This is a genomic window from Thalassobacillus devorans MSP14, from assembly GCF_000496835.1.
Classification (GTDB): Bacteria; Bacillota; Bacilli; order Bacillales; family Halobacillaceae; genus Thalassobacillus; species Thalassobacillus devorans_B.
Map to the genome: position 1 here is coordinate 1206327 of NZ_KI543236.1, position 24153 is coordinate 1230479.

Consider the following 24153-nt stretch of genomic DNA (forward strand, 5'->3'; position numbering starts at 1 on the left):
GTAAATTTTCTCCGACTCTGGTGAGACATTGTACAAAAATAAGGAAAGACGGAATACGCTTCCTTATTTTTCCTGTTTATCTGGTACAGGGTCGAATCCTCCGGGATGAAATGGCTGACATTTGGCAATCCTGACCACTGTCAAATACAGTCCTTTGAAGAAACCGAACCGTTGAAAAGCTTCCAAACCATATTGTGAACAGGTAGGGTAGAAACGGCACGTCGGAGGCTTGATGGGACTGATTACTTTTTGGTAGAAACGGATCACACCAATGAAAATATATTTCATTTTCCTCCCGCCCTAATTGCCTTCATCATTTTTATCATAAGAAAGGCTCGCGATGGCATCATGAAGGTGAATCGATTCTTCATTCCGGCACGAAACTTTAAAGTTCTCTACAAAGTCATATTCATACAGGTCCGCGGCGACAAGGCGGACGATATCCTCTACAAAGCGAGGATTTTCGTAGGCCTGCTCTGTTACCATCTTTTCATCAGGCCGCTTCAGCACGGGGTGTATTCTTGCACTGGCATTACTCTCTGCCGCTTCTAATAAAGCTGCTTTCCAATCGATTTCCTGTTCGTTGAAGTCTTCTTTCAGCTTTACTGCCATGGATACATTTCCACGTTGATTATGGGCGCTATATTCACTGATTTCTTTGGAACAAGGGCAAAGGGTAGTAATGGTTGCTGTTAATCCTACTTCAATATCATGGCCGGTTTCCTGATGATAGCTTACTTTCATAAAAGCATCGGCGTGATTCATCCCTGCCAGGTCAGAAGCAGGACCCCTTCGTTCAAAGAACCACGGAAAAGTGACTTCCACTTTCGCATCCTTCTGCTTCAAACGGTCAGCCAATTCTTTAGTGAATTTTTTCAGGGTCGTCAGATCGATGGCAAAACCTTCCTGGTGATATTCATCCAGTTGTTGAGTAAACCGGCTCATATTTGTTCCTTTGCTATCCTGAGAAATGGAAGATCCAAAGGTAAACGTCCCTATCGTGGTTTGTATTTCCGGCGTCAATTGACTAGGGATACGTATAGGATGTTTTACATTAGAAATTCCGACCGTATCAATATTAAACAGGAAGTCCTGTTTTGAATTCTGCAAATCAGCCATCTGTTCTTTTTCAACAGGTTTCGTTCTAGGTCCAGGGTCGCTGGAACCAAATAATTTATGGCGTTCCTTTTTCGTAGGTAGAAGTTTTTTATTCCGGATATTAATTTGAGACATAACGTTGACTCCTTTCAGGCCATAGCGGTGTTTCCTTTAATTCAAAGTATACATGATGTGAAAATTATTATACAACTACTTGCTTAGAACTATGTGGGATATAAGGTGATTGAGTTGATCAGTTTAGTTGGAATAATACGTTTACGATCATATCATATTTAATTCTATCTATAATACTTTTCTATAATTACTGATGAAAATCTGACATATCTGTGAATTGATTCACAAAGATATATATTTCTGTATAACTTAATATTATAATTAAGACAAACATTAAAGGAGTGGTTGATGTGACAGGGACAGCTGTATTATTAGACCATGAAAATAAATATATTGTTTTAGAAGATGTCGATCGAAGCAATTTTGAGTCTACCTTAAATTCAGATGCTTATCCTGCAGAAGACTTTCAAAAAGAGGACCGGCATAATGCGATTTCGTTGGTCGGATTTAAAGAAGAAGAAATAGATTGGGAATACGGATACTAAGTATAATAAAAGAAGCAGCTTCAGCCTTTTTCAGGCAAGCTGCTTCTCTTTTACATCCAGGTTATTTTAGGTTCAGTTTTATTTAAGATGCGCTTGATGTTTGCACGATGTCTGTATATCACAAACAGGGTAAGGAGGGTAATGACAATGAATAATCCCATGTCCCCTAAGAAAAAGCTGACTGCCATAGACACGACACCTGTTATCATGGAGGATAATGACACATATTTCGTTAAGTAAAGCATCACGAAAAAGGTTGCGATCATGATACCGAATACGAGCGGATTGACACCGAGAATGACTCCTCCCGAAGTTGCGACTGCTTTCCCGCCACGAAATCCGGCAAATACAGGGTACATGTGCCCGATAACGGCTGCTATACCGATAATCAATGGGTTGATATCCGGAGTGAAAATAACAGCAAGCACAGTTGCCAGCGTCCCTTTGAGAATGTCAGCAATAGTGACGAACAATCCGGCTTTTTTCCCCAGGACGCGGAAGGTATTCGTTCCGCCGAGATTGCCACTTCCATGCTCACGAATGTCAATACCATAGCCGAGTTTTCCTACTAGCAAACCAGAAGGAATTGAACCTAAAAGATAAGCGATGATAGAAAAAATGATGTATTCCATTATAAAACTCCTTTGTTTGCCTGATACACTTTTATTTTAGCATGCCGGATGCTACATAAGAACTATCTTTTCAAAAAATAATGCTTTCCTTTCTAGCTTTATTCAATAGAATGCCAGAAGCGGGTTACACATACAGCTATTAAATTATAAGAAAAGTTCATCTGCATAAGTGCAATTATACTGCTTATAATAAGGGTTCTTTTATTATATCTTATGCCTGCAGACAAACAAATAGAATCCGGGAAGGTCGATTACCAGCTGTATATGGATCATTAAAAATAGAACAGGCAGCAGCTAGCCGTCACCGGAAGAAGCTATCAATTCCTTTTCTTTCATTAAACTCACCTGGATGTACTGATTTTAGTGGATCAAGTGGGAAAGGTGATTGACGACAATCTTAAAGGTCCAAATCAGGATTGAAATCGACTTCGGTTAAATAGGGATGTTTTCTCCTGCGGATAAATGGGTATAACTATGTCAACATGTGTCAAATGGGGGTAAAAGGATGATTGAGTTTAAGGAAGTGACCAAAACCTATCCCGATGGCACGACTGCATTGAAAGGTTTGACATTCTCCGTAGGCGAAGGGGAATTGTTAACTGTAGTCGGGCCAAGTGGGTGCGGTAAAACGACTACGATGAAGATGGTCAACCGATTGATCAGCCCGACAGAGGGTGCTATCTTCATACATAATAAAGACATCAAGGAGTTCAACATACATGAGCTTCGCTGGAATATCGGCTATGTGTTACAGCAGATCGCTTTATTTCCGCATATGACGATCGAAGAGAATATAGCTATCGTTCCAGAAATGAAAAAGTGGAAAAAGGGAGATATTTCTTCACGAATTGATGAGCTGATGGAAATGGTGGGTCTGGATCCGGCCACCTATCGCAAACGCAAACCGGATGAACTATCAGGGGGAGAACAGCAACGTGTAGGTGTGATCCGCGCCCTTGCCGCTGACCCTGATATCATTTTGATGGATGAGCCGTTCAGTGCACTCGATCCGATCAGCAGAGAGAAATTACAGCAGGACATCCGTGAGCTGCAGCAAAAAATACAAAAAACGATTGTATTTGTCACCCACGATATGGATGAAGCTTTAGCTCTTGGGGATCGAGTATGCCTGATGAAAGAAGGGGAAATCGTACAGCTCGATACACCACAGAATTTGGTTCTTCATCCGAAAAATGAATTCGTTAAAGAATTCATCGGAAATCGGAAATCTCCATGGCAGACGGCCGTCGATGTCATTGCAGACCAAACGGGCAGCCGGGTGATTTCACAGAAAGACTTTGAAAATCGGAAATTCGAGTCAAATAAAACATATATCATACAAGATGATGCCGGCAAGTACGCCGGGGCTGTCAAGTTTGCCGAGAAAATCGAGCTGCCTATACTCATGAACGACATGCCGTTAAAAAAAGCTGCGGATATTTTTGAAGAGAACGAAGAAGAGCTTTTACCTGTTGTCAAAGGACAACAATTAATCGGCACATTATCTTATCGTGACATCGTGCTGCACCTGAAAGAGAAAGTTTCTACAGAAAACGGGGTGGTGCGATCATGAACGGGTTCATCAATGTTTTTCAGCAGCGTCAGGATGTTTTATGGCCAACCATCTGGGAGCATTTACAGATATCTATTATCGCACTGGTAATAGCAACGTTAATTTCTTTGCCTTTAGGCCTGATTTTAACAAGAAACCAAAAGATTGCTGAACCGATTATCGGCTTGACTGCCATATTGCAAACCATTCCAAGCCTTGCGGTACTGGCATTCTTAATCCCTTTTTTCGGAATAGGCCAGACACCTGCCATTATCGCTTTAACAGCATATGGTTTATTACCTATTTTGCGAAACACGTATACCGGGATCAAAGAAGTTGACCCAGCTTTGAAAGAAGCTGCTACTGGAATGGGTATGAGTTCTTTCCGCCGCTTATCACGAGTCGAACTTCCTCTGGCTATGCCGGTCATTATGGCCGGTATTCGTACTTCAATGGTACTGATCGTTGGTACTACTACGATTGCGGCACTGATCGGGGCTGGGGGATTAGGAGAAATCATCCTGCTTGGCTTAGACCGTGGAGGAGATTTAAACTTAATCTTGTTAGGTGCAATACCTGCCGCTCTATTGGCTATCCTATTGGATTTGATTTTACGCCTGTTCGAACGGACATCAGCTAAATCAGGTTTCCGTTCTTTGGTCAGTCTATTAGTGATTGCTGCTTTAATCGCTGTCGGACCACTTGCCTTCGGGGGAGGTGCCAAACCGGATATCAAAATCGGTGCAAAACTGGGAGCAGAACCTACGATACTGATCAATATGTATAAATTGATGATCGAAGAAGAAACCGACCTGAAAGTCGAACTTGTGCCGAACTTAGGAAAAACCGATGTCGTCTTTTCTGCACTACAGGAAGGAAGCATTGATATCTATCCTGAATATACAGGTACAGCGTTAGTCAGCCTGTTAGAACAACAGGCTGAGAGCAATGATTCAAAAGACGTCTATCAGAAAGCTGCCAAAGGGCTGGCGCAGGAATATAATATGGCGTATCTCCAACCGATGCAATTCAATAACACCTATGCCCTTGCAACTACGGAGGAATTTGCAAAACAATATAACTTAAAGGCCATCAGTGACTTAAAGCCGATTGCAGAGCAAATCACCGCAGGATTCACACTGGAATTTAAAGACCGGGAAGATGGTTATCAGGGTATTAAGAAACTCTATAATCTGGAATTCGGACAAGTAAAAACGATGGACCCGGGATTAAGACAGGGAGCATTGAAAAAAGGAGAGGTGGATGTCATCGACGCCTATTCAACCGCAAGCTATATCGCAGGTATGAACTTGCGGGTACTGGAAGATGATAAAAACCTGTTCCCTCCATATCAGGGAGCTCCGTTATTAAGACAGGAAACGATCGATAAATATCCGGAACTAAAAGAAATATTGAACCAGCTGGGTGGAAAGATTACCGGTGATCAAATGAGGGAAATGAATTATAAAGTGGAAGAAAAAGATATGGCTCCTGAAGAAGTAGCCCGCGAGTTTTTAGAGAAGGAAGGAATCTTGTAAAGGAGGAAAGCATCATGGCTTACCAGCACCCGGATAATGAAACAATCAGGCAGGCCCTTACGGATACCAGAACGATTGCAGTTGTAGGTCTCTCCGATAAAGAGTTTCGTACATCTTATCAGATTGCTAAAGAGATGCAGGATGCAGGCTATCGCATCATTCCTGTCAATCCCATGGTTGATAGCGTATTAGGGGAAAAAGCCTACGCTTCCCTGCTGGATGTGGAAGAACCATTTGAGATGGTCAATGTCTTCCGACGTTCCGAACATTTGCCTGCTTTGGCAAAGGAAGCGGTCCAGACTGATGCGAAAATCTTTTGGGCACAGCAGGGAGTCATGGATGATGAAGCCTATCATTACTTGAAAGACCATGATTTTACCGTCATGATGGATATGTGTCTGAAAGTCGCTCATGCTGTACTGATGTAGAATACAGCTTGAAACCGTTCAAAATCCCTGTCTATACAGGGATTTTTTACTGTCAAAGGAAAACGTTACTTGCGTCTTTCGTCAAAAAGGCTAAAATAGAACAAGCAGATAGTATATCCGTTTACACTTACGAACGTTTGTTCTATTATTATAACAGATAGACAAGTAAGAAGGGAGACGTCGTCATATTGGTTAAACAATCGCAGCAATACTCAGATGATTCAATACAGGTGTTAGAGGGGTTGGAAGCGGTGAGGAAGCGGCCGGGCATGTACATCGGCAGTACGGACCATCGCGGCCTCCATCACTTAGTTTATGAAATTGTAGATAATGCGGTGGATGAAGCCCTTGCCGGATTTGGTGACCGGATTACTGTCACCTTACATAAAGATGGCAGTGTCTCAGTTGAAGATGAAGGAAGAGGTATGCCGACGGGCATGCATAAAATGGGGAAGCCAACTCCGGAAGTAATACTGACTGTCCTCCACGCAGGGGGGAAGTTCGGCCAGGGAGGATATAAGACAAGCGGAGGACTTCACGGTGTCGGGGCTTCCGTAGTAAATGCTTTATCAGAATGGCTGGAAGTGACCATCCACCGTGACGGGCAGACATATGTACAGCGTTTTGAAAACGGCGGAGTTCCGGTTACTTCACTGGATAAGAAAAAGAAAACAAGGAAAAGCGGAACGATCATCACTTTCAAACCCGATCCTTCCGTTTTCTCAACGACTACCTACAACTTTGAAACGTTGTCAGAACGATTGCGTGAAGCTGCCTTTTTATTAAAAGGGGTAGAAATCAGGCTGGTCGACCAGCGGAAAGACGTGGAGGAAAGTTATCAATATGACGAAGGATTGAAAGCTTTTGTCAGCTACCTGAACGAAGAAAAGGATACACTCCACCCTGTGGTCGCTTTCGAAGGAGAACAAAACGGGATAGAAATTGATTTTGCCTTTCAGTTCAATGACGGTTTCGCTGAAAGCATGCTTTCCTTTGTCAACAATGTACGTACCAAGGATGGCGGCACCCATGAATCTGGAGCAAAAACCGCCATTACACGTATTTTCAATGACCATGCCCGTAAGACAAACCTTTTGAAAGAAAAAGATAAAAATTTAGAAGGCAATGATATTCGCGAAGGGTTCACTGCTATTGTCTCTGCCCGCATCCCTGAAGAACTTCTGCAATTCGAAGGGCAGACGAAAAGTAAGTTAGGGACTTCAGAAGCAAGGTCAGCCGTGGATGCCATCGTTTCCAGCAAACTATCGTATTTCCTGGAGGAAAACCCGGATATCGCAAGTCTATTGATCAAAAAAGCGATTCGTGCCAAAGAAGCGCGGGAAGCAGCACGCAAAGCACGGGAAGATGCGCGTTCGGGAAAGAAAAAGAAACGGAAAGAAACGATGTTAAGCGGGAAATTGACACCAGCTCAGTCACGTAACCCGAAGAAAAATGAACTTTATCTGGTAGAGGGGGACTCAGCGGGCGGGTCAGCCAAGCAGGGCCGGGACCGTAAATTTCAGGCGATCCTCCCACTTCGGGGTAAAGTCATCAATACAGAAAAAGCGAAAATTGCCGATATATTTAAAAACGAAGAAATTTCAACAATCATCCATACAATCGGAGCGGGAGTCGGTGGAGATTTCGATTTAGAAGATTGCAATTATGATAAAATCGTCATCATGACCGATGCGGATACCGATGGCGCCCATATCCAGGTATTACTGCTGACTTTCTTTTACCGGTATATGCGACCGCTCGTAGAAGCAGGAAAAGTATTCATTGCTTTACCGCCGCTTTATAAAATATCTAAAGGAAAAGGTAAAAAAGAACAAATAGAATACGCATGGGATGAAGAAGGTATGGAAGCGGCAGTCAAGAAATTTAAAAATGGCTACATCATCCAGCGGTATAAAGGTCTTGGAGAAATGAACGCAGACCAGCTCTGGGAGACAACCATGGACCCGCAAACGAGAACCCTGATCAGGGTCACCATCGATGACCTTGCCCGTGCGGAAAGACGTGTGACGACGTTGATGGGAGATAAAGTCGAACCGAGAAGGAAATGGATAGAAGCTCACGTCGCTTTCGGTATGGAAGATGAAGTGAACATTCTTGAAAACGATAAAATTCAGAACTAGAGGAGGATATTCTTTTGGCGGAAGTGGAGAATTACTTAGATTTACCTTTAGAAGAGGTCATCGGCGACCGTTTCGGAAGGTATAGTAAATACATCATACAGGAACGAGCGCTTCCGGATGCCCGTGATGGCTTAAAGCCAGTTCAGAGGAGGATTCTGTATGCGATGCATCAGGAGAAGAACACGCATGACAAAGCTTTTCGTAAGTCAGCGAAGACAGTCGGTACGGTAATTGGTAACTACCACCCCCATGGTGATACCTCTGTCTATGATGCGATGGTGCGGCTCAGCCAGGATTGGAAGGTACGGAAGAACTTAGTTGAAATGCACGGAAATAACGGGAGTGTCGACGGAGATCCTCCTGCAGCGATGCGTTATACAGAAGCGCGTTTATCGAGCATCTCATCCGAACTGCTTCGGGATATTGAAAAAGAAACAGTCGATTTTATTCCGAACTTTGATGATACGATTGAGGAACCTGTCGTCTTACCTGCTAAGTTCCCAAACCTGCTGGTTAACGGTTCCACTGGGATCTCAGCCGGATACGCTACCGATATCCCTCCTCACAACATTGGTGAGGTGATTGATGCTGTCATCATGAAAATTGAAAAGTCGCAGGTTACAACAAGTGAACTGATGACAAAACTGAAGGGACCTGACTTTCCAACGGGAGGTATCATACAGGGAGAAGACGGCATTCGAAAGGCTTACGAGACAGGTAAAGGGAAGGTCATTTTACGGGGGAGAGCGAAAATTGAGGATATCAAAGGGAACAGGCAGCAAATCGTAATTGATGAAATTCCTTTTGAAGTCAATAAAGCAACCCTTGTCAAACGGATGGATGAACTTCGTATCGATCGTAAAGTCGAAGGAATCGCTGAAGTCCGTGATGAAACTGATCGGACGGGGCTTCGTATTGTCATAGAGCTGAAAAAAGAGGCTAATAGTGAAGGTGTTTTGAATTATTTCTATAAAAACACCGATTTACAGATCACGTACCACTTCAATATGGTAGCCATCAAGGATAAGACCCCCCAATTATTGAGTTTACATCAGATTCTGGATTCCTATATTGCTCATCAAAAAGAAGTGGTGACCAGACAATCCAGGTATGACCTAAAGAAAGCAAAAGCACGCGCCCATATTGTAGAAGGCCTGATCAAAGCCATTTCGATATTGGATGAAGTAATCGCGACCATTCGTGCTTCAAAAGATAAACAAGATGCCAAAAAGCGTTTGATTCAGGCGTATGATTTTACGGATGAACAGGCAGAAGCGATTGTCAATTTACAACTGTACCGGCTGACGAATACGGATATCACAGCTTTAGAAAAAGAAGCCGGTGAACTGAGGGACCGGATTGCCTACTTAGAAGAGATTCTTGCTGATGAAAAGAAATTGCTGAAGGTAATCAAAGCTGATCTGAAAAAATTGAAAAAACAATATAACGATGATCGACGTACTGAGATTCAGGCAGAAATTGAGGAATTGAAAATCAATCTGGAAGTCATGGTAGCCAGTGAAGATATCATCTTGTCAGTAACGAGGGATGGATACGTGAAGCGGACAAGCCTTCGTTCTTACGCTGCATCCAATGGAGAGGATTTGGCGATCAAGGATGGTGACCACCTCCTCCGGTTGATCGAAATCAATACGACTGACAAGCTGCTGTTATTTACCAATAAGGGCAACTACTTATATCTTCCTGTCCATGAAATCCCTGATATCCGGTGGAAGGATCTTGGGCAGCATATTGCCAATCTGGTTCCGATAAACAAAGATGAAAAAATTGTAGCTGCCTACCCTGTTAGGGACTTCAAAGAAGAAAGTTGCCTGTTATTCTTTACGAAAAATGGCATGATAAAGAAGAGTGACCTGTCGCTTTACGAAGCTCAGCGTTATTCAAAGCCGCTGGTAGCTATCAACCTGAAAGGTGATGATGAAGTAACGAACGTCCATATCACCAATGGGCATTCAGATATTTTCATTGCTTCTGATAAAGGTTACGCTCTGTGGTACCATGAAAGCGAAGTGAAAGCAGTCGGACAGCGGGCTGCAGGGGTAAAGGCCATCACCTTAAAAGAAGGTGAGCAAGTCGTCTCCGGCCAGGTCTTCGATGATTTATCTGACCCATCGATTGTCATAGTGACTCACCGGGGAGCACTGAAACGGATGCGTCTCAAGGAATTTGAACAGAGCTCCCGTGCCAAACGGGGGGTAATCATGCTAAGGGAACTGAAAAAGAATCCCCACCGCATCATTAATATGCACTTGATGGCATCTGGTCAGGAACTGCAAGTGAAAAGTGAGAACGGAGAAGTATTGACGGTCAATCCCATGCAATATAAAGCTAATGACCGTTATAGCAATGGCTCTTACATCGTGGACACCGACCAAAGCGGGAATGTGATTGATTCCTGGGTCAAAAATGAATATGAAAAACCATTCGATACTGAAAATGAGAGTTCCTAACAAGCTTTAAGGCCAGCGAAACTGTTTTAACTCGATGAATGGATCCTTCAAGCCATCCAGGGAGCTGCCTGGATGGCTTTCTATGTAAATATTCAAAAAGTCTTTGTGATTTTTGAAAAATGTGATAAAATTGTGACAAATGTCTAGTGGGAAAGGGGATGGTGTATGGCCGAGTTAAGAGAGACAATCCTTAAAACCTCGCTTGAACTATTTGAGCAAAAAGGGTTTCATGGAGTGACAGTCAACCAGATCGTAGCAGCCTCAAATACTTCAAAAGGTGGATTTTATCATCACTTCCAATCAAAGGATGAGCTATTATTCGTGATTCACGATACTTTCATTACATATGTTTTGAAGGAAGCAAAAGCAGCCAATGAAATCCACAGATCTCCCATCAAGAAAATCCAATCGATCATCAAAGCATTTGTTAAAGTTTTTGACTTGTACAAACCACACATCTCAGTATTTTACCAGGAAAGCAATTATCTGAAACCTGAATATGAAGAACAAATCAAACGTAAGCGTGATGCATTCAAGCAAATGGTTTTTCATGTGATCGAAGAAGGTCAGGAAACCGGTGACTTCAGAAAAGAACTGCCCATGGAAATCACAGGCATGGCAATTCTCGGAATGGTCAACTGGATTTACAAATGGTATAGCCGGGACGGCAAATATTCGATCGATGAAATCGCCGATGTCTATGTCGATATTATCCTGCATGCCGTGCTGGCAACCAATTCGGTTCATGAAGAAAGCCTCCAGTCTCAGATGCTTGAACGTCCTTTTTTTACTAATGAAAAGTAAACGCTTACATTATATTTTGAGCAAAACAGACCAACCAGTCGGTCTCTAAAAAAAGGATCATTAAAGGGGGAGCACTATGAATTTTGAATTGACGAAAGAACAGGACATGACCCGTAAGATGGTAAGGGATTTTGCCCAGGATGTTATTCAGCCGAGAGCTATTGACATCGATGTGAATGCAAAGTTTCCAGAAGATATATTTAAGGAAATGGGGAAGCTCGGCCTCCTGGGTATTCCGTTCCCGGAAGAATATGGGGGAGCTGGCGGGGATACCATCACATACGCTCTAGCAGTTGAAGAAATCGGCCGGGTCTGTGGTGGAACCGGACTTAGCTATGCAGCAGCTGTGTCACTCGGTTCGAGCCCGATTTATTATTTTGGAACAGAGGAGCAAAAACAGGAATATCTTGTACCGCTTGCAAAAGGGGAAGGTCTGGCATCATTCGGACTTACAGAACCGAATGCAGGTTCGGATGCAGGAGGAACACAGACAAAAGCAGTGCTGGAAGGTGATGAATATGTGATCAATGGAGAAAAGAGCTGGATCACAAACGCTGGTTATGCCCGCTCCATTACCGTCACAGCCGTCTCTGGAAAACGTGACGATGGTAAAAATATCATCTCTGCATTTATCGTCCCGACCGACACTCCTGGTCTTACAATCAATAGTAACTATGACAAAATGGGGGTTCGGGGATCCAATACTTCTGAAATCATTTTAGAGGATGTGCGGGTACCAAAAGAGAATATATTAGGAGACCCGAAAAAAGGATTTGGTCAATTCTTATATACTCTTGACGGTGGGCGGATATCAATTGCTGCGCTTGCTGTCGGAATAGCACAGGCTTCACTCGACCGGGCACTTGCTTATGCCAAAGAACGAAAGCAGTTCGGCCAGTCGATTTCAAACTTCCAGGCGATTCAATTCAAATTAGCTGATATGGCAATGGAAGTGGAACTGGCAAGGAATATCACCTTGAAAGCTGCATGGCTGAAAGACCAGGGCAAGCCGTTTACCAAGGAATCCGCTTATGCGAAACTGTTCGCATCTGAAACCGCTTTCCGGTCTGCCAACCAGGCAATTCAAATTCACGGGGGTTACGGCTATATGCGTGAATACGAAGTGGAACGGTACCTTCGTGATGCTAAACTTCTGGAAATCGGAGAAGGAACGTCAGAAATCCAGCGTTTGGTCATCGCCCGGCAGCTGGGATGCTAAATTATTGCGAGGAGGAACTGTATGACTTTATTAAAACAGACTGTTGGTGACATTTTAGAAGAACAGGCAAAAACACTTCCAGACCATGAAGCTTTCGTCTATCCCGAGTTGAACCTTCGAAAAACCTATAAAGAACTTGATGAAATAACGGATGAAGCTGCCAAAGGTTTCATGGCGATGGGAATTGAAAAAGGGGAGCATGTTGCCATATGGGCAGATAACAAACCGGAATGGCTGATTTCCCAATTCGCAACAGGGAAAATGGGAGCCGTTTTGGTTACTGTCAATACGAATTACCGTGCTCAGGAGCTTGAATATCTGCTGAAACAATCTGATTCCACGACTTTGATTTTGGCAGAGACTTTCCGGGGAGCATCTTACATCGATATTTTAAAAGAGGTATGTCCGGAACTGGAAATCTCAGAAAAAGGGGATATCCATTGTGAAAAACTGCCAAACCTGAAGCGGGTCATCGTATTGAGTGATAAGGAATACAAAGGCTGCTACAAGTGGCAGGATCTGATGGATATGGGCAAGGAAACGGAAGACGAGGCGTTGAAACAACGGAAAGCAATGTTATCTTATGATGAAGTCATTAATATGCAGTACACTTCTGGTACGACCGGGTTTCCGAAAGGTGTCATGCTGACGCATTACAACATTGTCAATAACGGTAAACAAGTAGCGGAAGCGATGAAAATGACGAAAGATGACCGCCTCTGTATCCCGGTTCCGTTTTTCCACTGTTTCGGCTGCGTCATGAGTACGATTGCCTGTGTAACCCAGGGAGCGACAATGGTAATTTTAGAGCAGTTCGATCCTGAAAAGGTGCTCAACGCAGTAGAAAGTGAACAGTGTACGGCTCTTCATGGAGTGCCGACGATGTTCATTGCAGAGCTGAACCACCCTAAATTTGAAAGTATTAATACTGCCTCTCTCAGAACAGGTATCATGGCGGGTTCCTCCTGTCCGATGGAAGTGATGAAGGATGTCATCAATAAAATGGGAGCAGAAGAAATCACGATTGCTTATGGACAGACAGAATCCTCTCCGGTTATCACTCAGACACGTACCGATGATACGATTGAACGCCGTGTCAGCACAGTGGGGAAAGCCCATCCGAATGTGGAAGTGAAAATTGTCGATCCAAGTACCAACAAGGAAGTAGAACCAGGCGTTCCCGGAGAGCTTTGCACGCGTGGATACCTGGTTATGGAAGGCTATTATAAGAACGATGAAGCAACTCAAATGGCGATCGATACAGAAGGGTGGCTGCACACCGGCGATATTGGGGTCATGGATGAAGATGGTTATGTAGAGATCACAGGCCGTATCAAAGATATGATCATTCGCGGCGGGGAAAATGTCTACCCTCGGGAAATCGAAGAATTCCTATACCAATACCCGGAAGTCCTTGATGTTCAGGTGGTCGGTATACCAGATAGTAAATATGGGGAAGAAATCATGGCCTGGATTATCCCGAAAGAAGGTAAAACCATCTCAGAAAAAGAAATCCGTGAATTTTGCGAAGGGAAAATTTCCAAGCATAAAATCCCGCGTTATATCGAATTTACGGATGAATATCCAATGACCGCCAGTGGAAAAATCCAAAAGTTCAAACTTCGTGAAACAGCGTTGGAAAAATTACAATCGAAATCGTAATCAAAGGAGGAGTGTCCATGTTCCAAAAAATATTGATTGCTAATCGTGGAGAAATAGCTGCCCGAATCATCCGAACATGTAAAAAAATGAATATAGCAACGGTCGCTGTCTATTCAGAAGCGGATCAGTATGCTCCTTTTGTAAAACAGGTAGATGAAAGTTACCTGATAGGCAAACCACGTGTAAATGAATCTTACTTGAATATCGACAATATACTGGAGGCAGCCGAAAAGTCAGGATCTGAAGCTATTCATCCAGGATATGGATTGTTAAGCGAAAACGCAGAATTCGCAAGAAGATGCCGGAAAGCCGGACTTACGTTCATCGGCCCCTCTGAAGAAGTAATGGCAAAGATGGGAGATAAAGTTGCTGCCAGGCAAGCGATGAAAGAAGCAGGCGTTCCAATCGTTCCAGGTACCGACCAGGCGGTCTCAGATGTGGAAGAAGCAAAGGCATATGCCAATGAATTCGGTTATCCGATCATGCTGAAGGCAGCTGCTGGCGGCGGTGGCATCGGCATGCAGGCTGTCAATAATGATGCGGAGTTAGAAAAAGCGTTCGAAGGTAATTCCAAGCGTGCGGAAACCTTCTTTGGTGATGGGACGATGTTTTTAGAGAAGCAAATCCTGCGCCCGCGACATATCGAGATCCAGGTACTTGCTGATGAACATGGAAATGCCGTCCATTTATTCGAAAGAGAATGTTCCATTCAGCGGAGGCATCAAAAAGTGGTCGAAGAAGCACCTTCGCCATTTTTGTCCGAAAAAACCAGGAAGGAAATGGGCGATACCGCTATTCAGGCCGTGAAAGTGCTGCGTTATAAAAACGCGGGTACCATCGAATTTTTAGTCGATAAAGATGAGAATTTCTACTTTTTAGAAATGAACACAAGACTACAGGTAGAACATCCCGTCACTGAAGAAATCACAGGCATTGATTTGGTGGAACAGCAGCTTCGGGTTGCTAATGGTGAACCGCTTCCTTTCGAGCAACAGGATCTTAAACGGAACGGCCATGCCATCGAAGTTCGAATTTATGCAGAGGATCCTGTCCGTTTCTTCCCTTCTCCGGGTCAATTGACCAAATTCAACGTCCCGGAAGGGGAAGGAATCCGACATGAATTAGCGGTAGCGGAAGACTCAAAGGTGACCCCATTCTATGATCCTATGATCGCAAAACTGATTGCTTACGGGAATGACCGCAAGGAAGCGATCGCCCGTCTCCGAGGAGCACTGGAGAACTATCAGGTAGAAGGAATAAAAACGAACATCCCGATGCTGAAGGATGTAATCGCTCATGAAAAGTTCAAAGCAGGAGCGACAGAAACATCATTTGTAGAAGAATACTATTTACCACTTGTAACTGAAAAATAGGGAGGAATCAGACATGACAGAAGTAAAAGCATCAATGGCAGGAAGTGTATGGAAAGTAGTAGCAGCAGAAGGAGACAGTATCACAAGCGGCCAGGATCTTGTTATTTTGGAATCTATGAAAATGGAGATTCCTGTTCCGGCTGAAGCGGACGGGACTGTTAAAGAGCTGAAAGTGAACGAAGGAGACTTCGTCAATGAAGGCGACGTCATTGCAATCATCGAATAATTAGGAGCGGTTTTTATGTTGCAATTACCGGAACAAGTAACCATCAAGGAGGTCGGCCCACGGGACGGTCTTCAAAATGAAAAAAAACGGATCGAAACGGAAGATAAAGTAGCCTGGATCGATCACTTATCTGCATCCGGGTTGTCCTATATCGAAATTTCATCATTTGTCCATCCGAAATGGATTCCACAGCTTGCCGACGCCAGAGAAGTGGCAGAAGCAATTAAGCGTCATCCGGAAATTACCTACGCTGCATTAGTCCCTAACATGAAGGGATTGGAGCGGGCGATAGAAACAGAGATAGATGAAGTTTCCATCTTCATGTCTAGCAGTGAGGCGCATAACAAGAAGAATATTAATAAATCCATCGAAGAAACTTATCCTGTGTTGAAGGAGGTCGTGGATGGAGCCCAACAGGCAGGTAAAAGTGTCAGAGGCTACGTATCTACGGTGTTTGGGTGCCCGTATGATGGCCATGTACCTGTCGACCAGGTTCTCCGTGTCTGCGACCGGTTATTTGAAATGGGGATCGATGAACTATCACTCGGAGATACCATTGGTGTAGCTGATCCAAAGCAAGTGGACCAGGTACTGGCAGAGGTTAAAGAGCGTTTTTCCTTCGACAGGATCGCTATGCATTTTCACAACACGAGGGGGATGGCACTAGCAAACGTGCTTGTATCCCTTCAGCATGGTGTAACTACTTTCGATGGAGCTTTAGGAGGACTTGGCGGATGCCCATATGCCAAGGGGGCTTCTGGTAATCTGGCAACGGATGATCTCGTCCATATGCTGAACCAGATGGGTATCGACACCGGGATCCGTCAAGACAAACTGCTCGAAGCTGCGACATACATTCAAAGTAAACTGGATAAAGAATTACCTAGTCACCAAATGCAAGTGACAAACCGTTCTTCCTGAGGAGGATACATTATGTTGGAATTAGTGAAACTTGAAGAACCGGCAGAACACGTCAAGAAATTGACCTTGAATCGCCCTGAAGCTGCCAATGCCCTATCCAAACAGTTGCTTGCTGAAATTAATGAAGCCTTGGGAGAAGTTGAAAAAAATAAAAATACCCGCTGCCTGATCATTACTGGAAGTGGTGGAAAAGCGTTTTGTGCCGGGGCAGATTTAAAAGAACGTAGAGGCATGACAGAACAAGAGGTCGTTGAGACGGTAACCCTGATTGGTGATACCATTCATCGGGTGGAGCAAATAGAGATCCCTACGATAGCAGTTTTAAATGGCGTTGCCTTCGGCGGAGGATTGGAACTTGCCCTGGCCTGTGATCTACGGTTAAGTTCCAATGCAGCTAAGATGGGATTGACTGAAACTTCGCTTGGAATCATTCCAGGGGCAGGCGGCACCCAAAGACTTTCACGTCTGGTCGGACTTGGAAAAGCGAAAGAATTGATTTTTACAGCAAAGCCGATCACCTGTGAGACAGCCCGGTCAATAGGTCTTATCGAATATGCTTATGACCAGACGATCGTTCAGGAAGAAGCCTTAGCTTTAGCTGAGAGGATCGCTAATAATGCTCCTATTGCTCTAAGGCAGGCAAAAAAAGCAATCCACCAGGGGTTTCAGACAGACATAGAAACAGGACTGCAAATCGAGAAAATGTGCTACCAGACAACTATTCCTACGAAGGACCGCTTAGAAGGTCTCCAGGCATTCAAAGAAAAGAGGAAGCCCATTTACCGTGGTGAATAGAACAGGAGGGAAAGCTTCATGTCATTTGATCAAACATTACAAGAGCGAGTAGAAAAAATCTCCCAGGGTGGAGCTGAAAAATATCACACTAAAAATAAAGAAAAAGGTAAGATGTTTGTACGGGAACGTCTTGCCCTGCTTTTTGACAATGGAATGGACATAGAGGATGCTTTTTTCGCCAACTGTATGGATGACTCCCTGCCTTCTGATGGGGTGGTCACCGGAATTGGTGAAATAAACGGGCAAAAAGTTTGTGTGATGGCCAATGACTCCACAGTCAAAGCAGGTTCCTGGGGAGCAAGGACGGTAGAGAAAATCATTCGTATCCAGGAAACAGCATTAAAGCTTCAAATTCCGATGCTTTATCTGGTTGATTCAGCGGGTGCAAGGATTACCGATCAAGTAGAAATGTTCCCGGGCAGAAGGGGAGCAGGAAGGATATTTAACAATCAAATCAAATTATCCGGCAGGGTTCCACAGGTCTGTTTATTATTCGGTCCTTCCGCTGCCGGAGGCGCGTACATACCTGCGTTTTGTGATATTGTCGTCATGGTAGACGGAAATGCTTCCATGTATTTAGGTTCACCAAGGATGGCGGAAAAAGTGATCGGCGAGAAGGTCACACTCGAAGAAATGGGTGGGGCGAAAATGCATTGTTCTGTTTCCGGATGTGGAGATGTACTGGCAAAATCTGAAGAAGAAGCAATTGCTTATGCAAGAGACTATATGAGCTACTTCCCTGCCAATTATACTGCTGCTCCAAAAGTTGCAGAAGCAAGGGAACCTGCAGAAAGCGACAAGTCTATTCATGATTTGATTCCGGAAAACCAAAATGCACCATTTGATATGTATCAATTCATCGATCGGTTGATTGATGAGGATTCCTTCTGTGAAATCAAAAAATTATTCGCTCCGGAACTCGTGACGGGCCTTGGCCGGATTGATGGCCGTACCGTCGGCATCATCGCCAACCAGCCAAGAGCAAAAGGCGGGGTGTTATTCCCGGATTCCGCTGATAAAGCGGCTAAATTCATTCAACTATGCGACGCCTTCAACATACCGCTGCTATTCCTTGCTGATATCCCAGGCTTTATGATCGGTACAAGGGTGGAGCGGGCAGGTATCATCAGACATGGTGCGAAAATGTTGTCAGCTATGAGTGAGGCGACCGTGCCAAAAATTTCCGTAATTGTACGAAAGGCGTACGGCGCTGGATTATATGCCATGGCCGGTCCGGCATTTGAGCCGGATTGCTGCCTGGCTTTACCAAGCGCACAAATAGCTGTTATGGGACCGGAAGCGGCGGTCAACGCTGTCTATGCAAATAAGATAGCAGAATTACCAGAAGAAGAACGTCCGGCATTCATCAAAGAAAAACACGAAGAGTATAAAGAAAACATCGACATCTACCGGTTAGCTTCGGAAATGGTGATTGATGCCATCGTACAGCCAGATGAACTGAGAAAGGAACTGATCAAGCGTTATGACACATATGCCTCCAAAGAGGTAACCTTCACGGAGCGGAAACATGGCGTGTACCCAGTATAATAGACTCCAATAAATCAAAAAACCCCGGACTTCTATGACAGGAAATCCGGGGTTTTCGTTTAGCCGCTTTGTGTTTCTTTATGAAGTGTCGCTTCTTTTATTGCGCGTTTGCGCGCTTCACTTTGCAGCCTGTTTTTTTGTCGTTGGATTCTTTCGTCTCGCTTTAATCCAGCAAGGTAAAGTTCGTCCTTTTTCAACTTATATTTTTGCTTTGCACTGGAGAGTACCCGGGGTGACTTTTGCTTAGAATGGGATCCTCCCACTTTTTTCTTATCGGCAAGCAGAGTCCCGACTATGAAACTGCCGAGAATGACAGAACCGATTGCCCCGGCGCCACCTGAAGATTTGGTTTCTGCTTTGCTCATGCTGAAATTTCATCCTTATTGATATCTTTTAAAGCTTTACGTTTTTCTTTAAAGTAATATCCTAATGCAATAGCTCCATATAAGCCGCCAAGATCCTGTCGTGTTGTCGTATCTTTACCTTCCTTTGTGTCTTTTTTCATTGCCATCGTGACATCTACCAGGGAAGAGGTCAGTTTACGAGAAGATTCACCGATATCCCCGACAATATAGAAAAGCGGACTTAACGCTTCAATCTTTTTATTGACATCTGCCAGGGTAGCATTACTGTTGTTTAGTAATTGCCCGGTTTCCTTCATGACCTCATCCAATTGATCCGGTAGTCTATCCACTGTCTTATCCACGCTATTCAGGACACTTGATAAATTGTTCAAGGTACGTGCTAAAAAGATAGAACCGATTAAAACTCCAATGCCTATAATTAATACTCCGATACCTACTAAATCCACTGTTCATCCCTCATTTCTTAATGATTGTACTGGTGCCTGTCACCTGATTTGTCTGATCTTTTCCATTTTGCGTATGTGTTTGTAATAGCTTCTCCCCATCTTACCGCCTTGATAATCTTGTCATTATGCTTGTTGGTATGATAGGTGAAGTTATCCGTGGCCTTATTTAACCCATGATTCAGATTGTCGACAGAGTCACCAACATTTTGAAGTGATTCAAATAATCCGTTGGTAGAGTCGATCTTATGGTTGATGTCTTCAGCTAAGTAATTGGACTTGTTGATCAGGTGTTCTGATTCCTTCGTAATTCCATTCATTTGGGTTACCAGATTATCAACTGTCCCATCCAGGCTTTTCATAGATTTATTGACACTGACCAATGTTTTTACAATGAAAGCGACAACCAGGGCAAAAGACAGGGCCATGATAAAAATACCAATATAAACTAATTCCATCGGTTCTCTTCACCTCCTAAGTTACCACTTCCCTAATCTATGAGCGTCAAAACTGCTTTCGACGTAAAAGGACAACTATGTTTCCTTCTTATTATATGATGGTTAACAAGCAGGTGAAAGGGGGTAGATAAATATAAGAGACTCAGTTTAAAGGAGGAAAACTATGATGTCATATATGAAACAACTAATTAAAGAGTTTCAGAATGATGATGTACCTGTTCTGGCAGCAGCACAGGCCTACCATTACTTACTTGCAATTGTACCGATGCTGATCCTGTTATTTTCTATTATCCCATTTCTCGGAATCGAACCTAACCAGGCAGTCAGCTTTATGAAAAATGTGCTGCCTCAGGAAACTGCCTCTGCTTTACAAGAGAATATCATCAGTGTGGTATCTAAACCGAATGGAGGATTATTGACGATTGGTATCATAGGTACGATATGGTCAGCCTCCAACGGGATCAACGCTTTCATCAAAGCTTCAAATACAGCTTATAATGTCGAGGAAACCCGTTCATTCATAGTGGTCAGATTGCTTTCCATCGCACTGACCTTCGGCATGATCCTTGCTATTGTAGTAGCATTAGTGCTTCCGGTTTTCGGACAAGTCATTCTTGATTTCATTAAAAGAATATTATTCATACCGGATCAGCTCATGATACTTTTGGAGGTAGCGCGCTGGGTAGTCAGTATTTTGGTCATGAGTGTAATACTGATGTTGTTATACCGTTTTGCCCCTAATCGCGAGTTACCATTTAAAGAAATCATGCCTGGAGCAATTATCACTTCTGTTTTATGGATGTTGATCTCGCTGGCATTTTCTTTTTATGTAAGTAATTTCGGCAGCTATTCTGCAACATATGGAAGCCTGGGCGGGTTGATCATTCTAATGATATGGTTCTTCCTAACCGGCTTGATTCTTGTGGTAGGAGCGGAAATAAATGTTGTCTATCATCGTAAAAAACACGGGTTAACACAAAAATCAGAAGCCATTTAAGTTTTAAAAAAAAGCCATTGCAGCAGCTGCAATGGCTTTTTTCATCGGCTTCAAACCCCTCTTTTATTGCCCCATACCAAAGCATGGAGCTGGGGGAGGACGCGGACACGGTTCAATTTGGATGATGCCATCACCTGAGCGACCAGCCACTCATATTTTTGTAATAACTTAAGAGCGATTTGGCTATCATCGGTTTCTTCCAAATCATCATTACCGACCTGAAGGTAAAAGGGCACCTCCTGATAACGGGCATGAACGGAAGCGGCATAATCCAGATCCTGCTGGTTAAAAATCACCACTTTTAGACTGGTGTGATTCAACCGGTCATTTTCTGTCAGCTGATTAATGATACCATCAAGTTCGTCCCAATCTGTATTCATACCAGAGCTTGGGGGTTTCGGGGAGATGGTGAGGTCATCTATTGCCAGGAACCATTCCTGCCAGCGGCTGCCCTGGGTTTCCAGAGCAACCTCGATTTGCTTCGCTTTCAGCTTACCGATCAATTCGTCCAGGTAAGGGAACAGCGCGGGGTTGCCGCCTGAAATAGTGACATGATCAAAGTTTTCTCCACCGGCCTTTTGCAGTTCATTTAGAACCTCATCGGCATCCATCCGAGTTATTTCCTCTTTGGCACTCCCGTCCCAGGTGAAAGCCGAATCACACCACAAACAGCTATAATCACACCCCGCTGTACGAATGAACATTGTTTTTCTACCGACTACCATGCCTTCTCCCTGAATGGTGGGACCGAAAATTTCCAAAACGGGAAGCTTAGGCATTTTGCATCCACTCCCGTTTTACTTCTGCATAACTTGTCGGTGTTTCAAATAATTTCACAAATTCCACTCGTGTACCATCGCTTTCCTCCTGGAGTGCTGTTTCCATCTGCTCATAAATCCAGACCACCATGTTTTCAGCGGTTGTGTTCATAGCCGGTAGTGTGTCATTAAGGTAGCGATGGTCGAGATGGATTTCTATTTGTTCTTTCCATATCTTCTTAATGTCCCCAAAATCGATGACGATTCCAATGTCATCCACATAACCGCTGATACCGAAGATCACTTTATAGGTGTGACCGTGAAGATTTTTGCATTTTCCCTCATAACAATGGAGGTGATGTGCAGCATCGAAAGTGAATTCCTTGCTGACCATGACCCTTTTGTTGTGGTATTTCAATTGATGGCGTTTAATGTCTTCATCGATTTTTTGCAGGTTTTCTACGATGGTAAAACCATAATTGGACAGACTCATCTGATATCCGCTCCTTCACGCTCTTGTAGATACTTCCTCAGTCCCTGGTTACGAAGCTTACATGCCGGACATTCGCCGCACCCGCTGCCGATTACGCCATGATAGCAAGTCAGTGTATGGTCACGTACGAATTCGAAAGCACCGAGTTCATCAGCAAGCTTCCAGGTTTGTGCTTTATCAAGCCACATCAATGGCGTATGAATGACGAAAGATTCGTCCATCGATAGATTCAATGTGACATTCAGCGATTTAATAAACACATCACGGCAATCAGGATAGCCGCTGAAGTCTGTTTCACAAACTCCGGTGATGATATGTTTCGCTCCAGTTTGTTGTGCTACAATTCCTGCGAATGATAAAAATAATAGATTTCTTCCTGGTACGAAAGTGGAAGGAAGGCTGCCATCTTTTCCATCCTCGACATCCAACTCTTTATGTGTCAATGCATTAGGGGAAAGCTGGCTCAACAGGGACATATCAAGGACCCGATGGTTGACATTCAGTCTATCTGTGATCGCTTTAGCAACTTCCACTTCCTCTTCGTGACGCTGGTTATAATGAAAGGTTACTGCTTCAACTTCGTCAAAATGCTCCAGCGCCCAGAATAAACATGTTGTGCTATCCTGGCCACCACTGAATACGACGACCGCTTTGTTATTTTCCATAAAAAAATTCTCCTTTCCATTGAAAGAGAATTCTACTCACCCGGTTTTTGAATAAGATAAACTAAAAAACCGCACCTAAGGGATAGGTACAGCTCCATCCTTAGTTTTTTATAGAGGGTGTAGCTAGAACCTCTCCTGCGGAAATAATTGCCCGCAGACTTTTATTAATTTTTGTTCGACCCTAGTATAACAGACGTATCCTGTGATGTCATTGTCAATATCTCTAATAGTATTGGAATCAGGGCTGACTTCTTATATACTATAGGGGGGTTAGCCGCCAGGGGAATATACGAGAGAAAGAGGCAGAATAGAGAATATGAACAACCGGCTGCAAAAGAAAAAGATAAAAGAAATCGTTTATAGGACACTGGAGAAAATTGATATTTCACTTGATATACATATACAGACAACTCAAGTGAACATGATTTATGATTTTATTAAAAACCAATTGATTATTGATGTAGACAGAATCAGAGAAGCACGTAATGAAATGATCACCCCTGTGCCATTGGAAGATTATATCAAAGCCTTAGTCCTGCATGAAGTGGGGCATTATTTGGATCGGGATGCCTTATGGGCTTCAATTCCACGTGCCCTGGAGATTAGAAAGAAAAAAAGAGAGACCCCATATTTTGAACGTACAAAAGACCTCGAGTTATTCCAGGTGGATATAGAAGAACATGAAGTGGAATATACATTTGAAGAAACCGCATGGAATAATGCCGCTGTTTTAAACGAAAAATTTAACGTGGTGGGTCGGGATAGCTTTGAAAAGGTCAGATTCGAAAGCCTGTTGAGCTATACTGCAGTATATAACCGTGATTTATTGATTTACCAGGCATTACTGAAGCAAAAAACAGGCAAGCAATTGGCTGTATAAGCTGTATAAGAGGAAAGGTCCTGAACCAGTAATGTGTTCAGGACCTTTTTGTGAGGTTATCCCGTT

At 43.6% G+C, this 24153-nt stretch carries 25 protein-coding genes and 1 riboswitch; of the genes, 16 read left to right on the plus strand and 9 right to left on the minus strand.

The window, feature by feature from the left end; genetic code table 11:
• Nucleotides 1-63: 63 nt before the first annotated feature.
• Both yidD and folE2 read right to left on the minus strand, forming a co-directional pair.
• Complete coding sequence (gene yidD, locus P855_RS0106995) at nt 64-288, minus strand: membrane protein insertion efficiency factor YidD (RefSeq protein WP_028782897.1); 225 nt, start codon at nt 286-288, stop codon at nt 64-66.
• 12 nt (nt 289-300) lie between these two features.
• Entirely contained in the window at nt 301-1233 is a 933-nt protein-coding gene (gene folE2, locus P855_RS0107000) for a GTP cyclohydrolase FolE2 (protein WP_028782898.1), read from the minus strand.
• Nucleotides 1234-1523: 290 nt separating this feature from the next.
• On the opposite strand from folE2, the gene P855_RS0107005 reads away from it, so the two are divergent.
• The gene (locus P855_RS0107005; protein WP_028782899.1) at nt 1524-1718 is read left to right on the plus strand and encodes a hypothetical protein; all 195 of its coding nucleotides are present in this window, start codon (nt 1524-1526) and stop codon (nt 1716-1718) included.
• A gap of 50 nt (nt 1719-1768) precedes the next feature.
• On the opposite strand, the gene plsY is transcribed toward P855_RS0107005, so the two are convergent.
• The gene (gene plsY / locus P855_RS0107010) at nt 1769-2350 is read right to left on the minus strand and encodes a glycerol-3-phosphate 1-O-acyltransferase PlsY (protein ID WP_028782900.1); all 582 of its coding nucleotides are present in this window, start codon (nt 2348-2350) and stop codon (nt 1769-1771) included.
• Nucleotides 2351-2855: 505 nt separating this feature from the next.
• Between plsY and P855_RS0107015 the strand changes: the two genes are divergently transcribed.
• The 13 genes from P855_RS0107015 to P855_RS0107075 all read left to right on the plus strand — a co-directional run bounded on the left by P855_RS0107015 (nt 2856) and on the right by P855_RS0107075 (nt 19028).
• Nucleotides 2856-3923: an ABC transporter ATP-binding protein gene (locus tag P855_RS0107015; protein ID WP_028782901.1), complete on the plus strand. Its 1068-nt coding sequence runs from the start codon at nt 2856-2858 to the stop codon at nt 3921-3923.
• A complete protein-coding gene (locus tag P855_RS0107020) occupies nt 3920-5440 on the plus strand; it encodes an ABC transporter permease/substrate-binding protein (protein WP_028782902.1) in 1521 nt (506 codons plus the stop codon). Before P855_RS0107015 ends, P855_RS0107020 begins: the two co-directional genes overlap by 4 nt.
• 14 nt (nt 5441-5454) lie before the next feature.
• Nucleotides 5455-5868, plus strand: a complete 414-nt coding sequence (locus P855_RS0107025; protein WP_028782903.1) for a CoA-binding protein — start codon at nt 5455-5457, stop codon at nt 5866-5868.
• Between the two features lie 188 nt (nt 5869-6056).
• Nucleotides 6057-8009 (plus strand): DNA topoisomerase IV subunit B, encoded by a 1953-nt coding sequence (gene parE, locus P855_RS0107030; RefSeq protein WP_028782904.1) that lies wholly within the window; start codon nt 6057-6059, stop codon nt 8007-8009.
• A 14-nt stretch (nt 8010-8023) separates the two neighbouring features.
• Nucleotides 8024-10480 (plus strand): DNA topoisomerase IV subunit A, encoded by a 2457-nt coding sequence (gene parC, locus P855_RS0107035; protein ID WP_028782905.1) that lies wholly within the window; start codon nt 8024-8026, stop codon nt 10478-10480.
• Nucleotides 10481-10645: 165 nt separating this feature from the next.
• Nucleotides 10646-11284 carry a TetR/AcrR family transcriptional regulator gene (locus tag P855_RS0107040; RefSeq protein ID WP_028782906.1) on the plus strand — a complete coding sequence of 213 codons (639 nt, stop codon included), beginning with the start codon at nt 10646-10648 and terminating at the stop codon, nt 11282-11284.
• A gap of 76 nt (nt 11285-11360) precedes the next feature.
• The gene (locus tag P855_RS0107045) at nt 11361-12503 is read left to right on the plus strand and encodes an acyl-CoA dehydrogenase (protein ID WP_028782907.1); all 1143 of its coding nucleotides are present in this window, start codon (nt 11361-11363) and stop codon (nt 12501-12503) included.
• A 21-nt stretch (nt 12504-12524) separates the two neighbouring features.
• Entirely contained in the window at nt 12525-14165 is a 1641-nt protein-coding gene (locus P855_RS0107050; RefSeq protein WP_028782908.1) for an AMP-binding protein, read from the plus strand.
• A 17-nt stretch (nt 14166-14182) separates the two neighbouring features.
• Nucleotides 14183-15538, plus strand: coding sequence for an acetyl-CoA carboxylase biotin carboxylase subunit (locus P855_RS0107055; protein ID WP_028782909.1), 1356 nt, complete (start codon nt 14183-14185; stop codon nt 15536-15538).
• Nucleotides 15539-15551: 13 nt separating this feature from the next.
• A complete protein-coding gene (locus P855_RS0107060) occupies nt 15552-15764 on the plus strand; it encodes an acetyl-CoA carboxylase biotin carboxyl carrier protein subunit (protein ID WP_028782910.1) in 213 nt (70 codons plus the stop codon).
• A 15-nt stretch (nt 15765-15779) separates the two neighbouring features.
• Nucleotides 15780-16685, plus strand: coding sequence for a hydroxymethylglutaryl-CoA lyase (locus P855_RS0107065; RefSeq protein ID WP_028782911.1), 906 nt, complete (start codon nt 15780-15782; stop codon nt 16683-16685).
• A 12-nt stretch (nt 16686-16697) separates the two neighbouring features.
• The gene (locus P855_RS0107070; protein WP_028782912.1) at nt 16698-17480 is read left to right on the plus strand and encodes an enoyl-CoA hydratase; all 783 of its coding nucleotides are present in this window, start codon (nt 16698-16700) and stop codon (nt 17478-17480) included.
• 18 nt (nt 17481-17498) lie between these two features.
• Complete coding sequence (locus P855_RS0107075; RefSeq protein ID WP_028782913.1) at nt 17499-19028, plus strand: acyl-CoA carboxylase subunit beta; 1530 nt, start codon at nt 17499-17501, stop codon at nt 19026-19028.
• 59 nt (nt 19029-19087) lie between these two features.
• Here P855_RS0107075 and P855_RS0107080 read toward each other — a convergent pair whose 3' ends face one another.
• The 3 genes from P855_RS0107080 to P855_RS0107090 are packed head-to-tail and all read right to left on the minus strand — an operon-like array spanning nt 19088 to nt 20294.
• Entirely contained in the window at nt 19088-19393 is a 306-nt protein-coding gene (locus tag P855_RS0107080) for a hypothetical protein (protein WP_028782914.1), read from the minus strand.
• On the minus strand, nt 19390-19839 hold the full coding sequence (locus P855_RS0107085) for a DUF948 domain-containing protein (RefSeq protein ID WP_028782915.1): 450 nt from the start codon (nt 19837-19839) through the stop codon (nt 19390-19392). Before P855_RS0107085 ends, P855_RS0107080 begins: the two co-directional genes overlap by 4 nt.
• A 17-nt stretch (nt 19840-19856) precedes the next feature.
• Nucleotides 19857-20294, minus strand: a complete 438-nt coding sequence (locus tag P855_RS0107090; protein ID WP_028782916.1) for a DUF948 domain-containing protein — start codon at nt 20292-20294, stop codon at nt 19857-19859.
• Nucleotides 20295-20460: 166 nt separating this feature from the next.
• Here P855_RS0107090 and P855_RS0107095 point away from each other — a divergent pair, with 166 nt between their 5' ends.
• The gene (locus P855_RS0107095; RefSeq protein WP_028782917.1) at nt 20461-21291 is read left to right on the plus strand and encodes a YihY/virulence factor BrkB family protein; all 831 of its coding nucleotides are present in this window, start codon (nt 20461-20463) and stop codon (nt 21289-21291) included.
• Nucleotides 21292-21341: 50 nt separating this feature from the next.
• Here P855_RS0107095 and queE read toward each other — a convergent pair whose 3' ends face one another.
• Genes queE through queC form a run of 3 tightly spaced genes read right to left on the minus strand, consistent with a single transcriptional unit; the run spans nt 21342 to nt 23207 of the window.
• The gene (queE, locus tag P855_RS0107100; RefSeq protein WP_028782918.1) at nt 21342-22070 is read right to left on the minus strand and encodes a 7-carboxy-7-deazaguanine synthase QueE; all 729 of its coding nucleotides are present in this window, start codon (nt 22068-22070) and stop codon (nt 21342-21344) included.
• Nucleotides 22063-22542: a 6-carboxytetrahydropterin synthase QueD gene (gene queD, locus P855_RS0107105; protein WP_028782919.1), complete on the minus strand. Its 480-nt coding sequence runs from the start codon at nt 22540-22542 to the stop codon at nt 22063-22065. The genes queE and queD overlap by 8 nt, the downstream gene beginning before the upstream one ends.
• Entirely contained in the window at nt 22539-23207 is a 669-nt protein-coding gene (gene queC, locus P855_RS0107110) for a 7-cyano-7-deazaguanine synthase QueC (protein WP_028782920.1), read from the minus strand. Before queC ends, queD begins: the two co-directional genes overlap by 4 nt.
• Before the next feature lie 94 nt (nt 23208-23301).
• Nucleotides 23302-23346, minus strand: a riboswitch (PreQ1 riboswitch).
• Nucleotides 23347-23523: 177 nt separating this feature from the next.
• Between queC and P855_RS0107115 the strand changes: the two genes are divergently transcribed.
• On the plus strand, nt 23524-24087 hold the full coding sequence (locus tag P855_RS0107115) for a hypothetical protein (protein ID WP_028782921.1): 564 nt from the start codon (nt 23524-23526) through the stop codon (nt 24085-24087).
• The last annotated feature ends 66 nt before the right edge of the window (nt 24088-24153 follow it).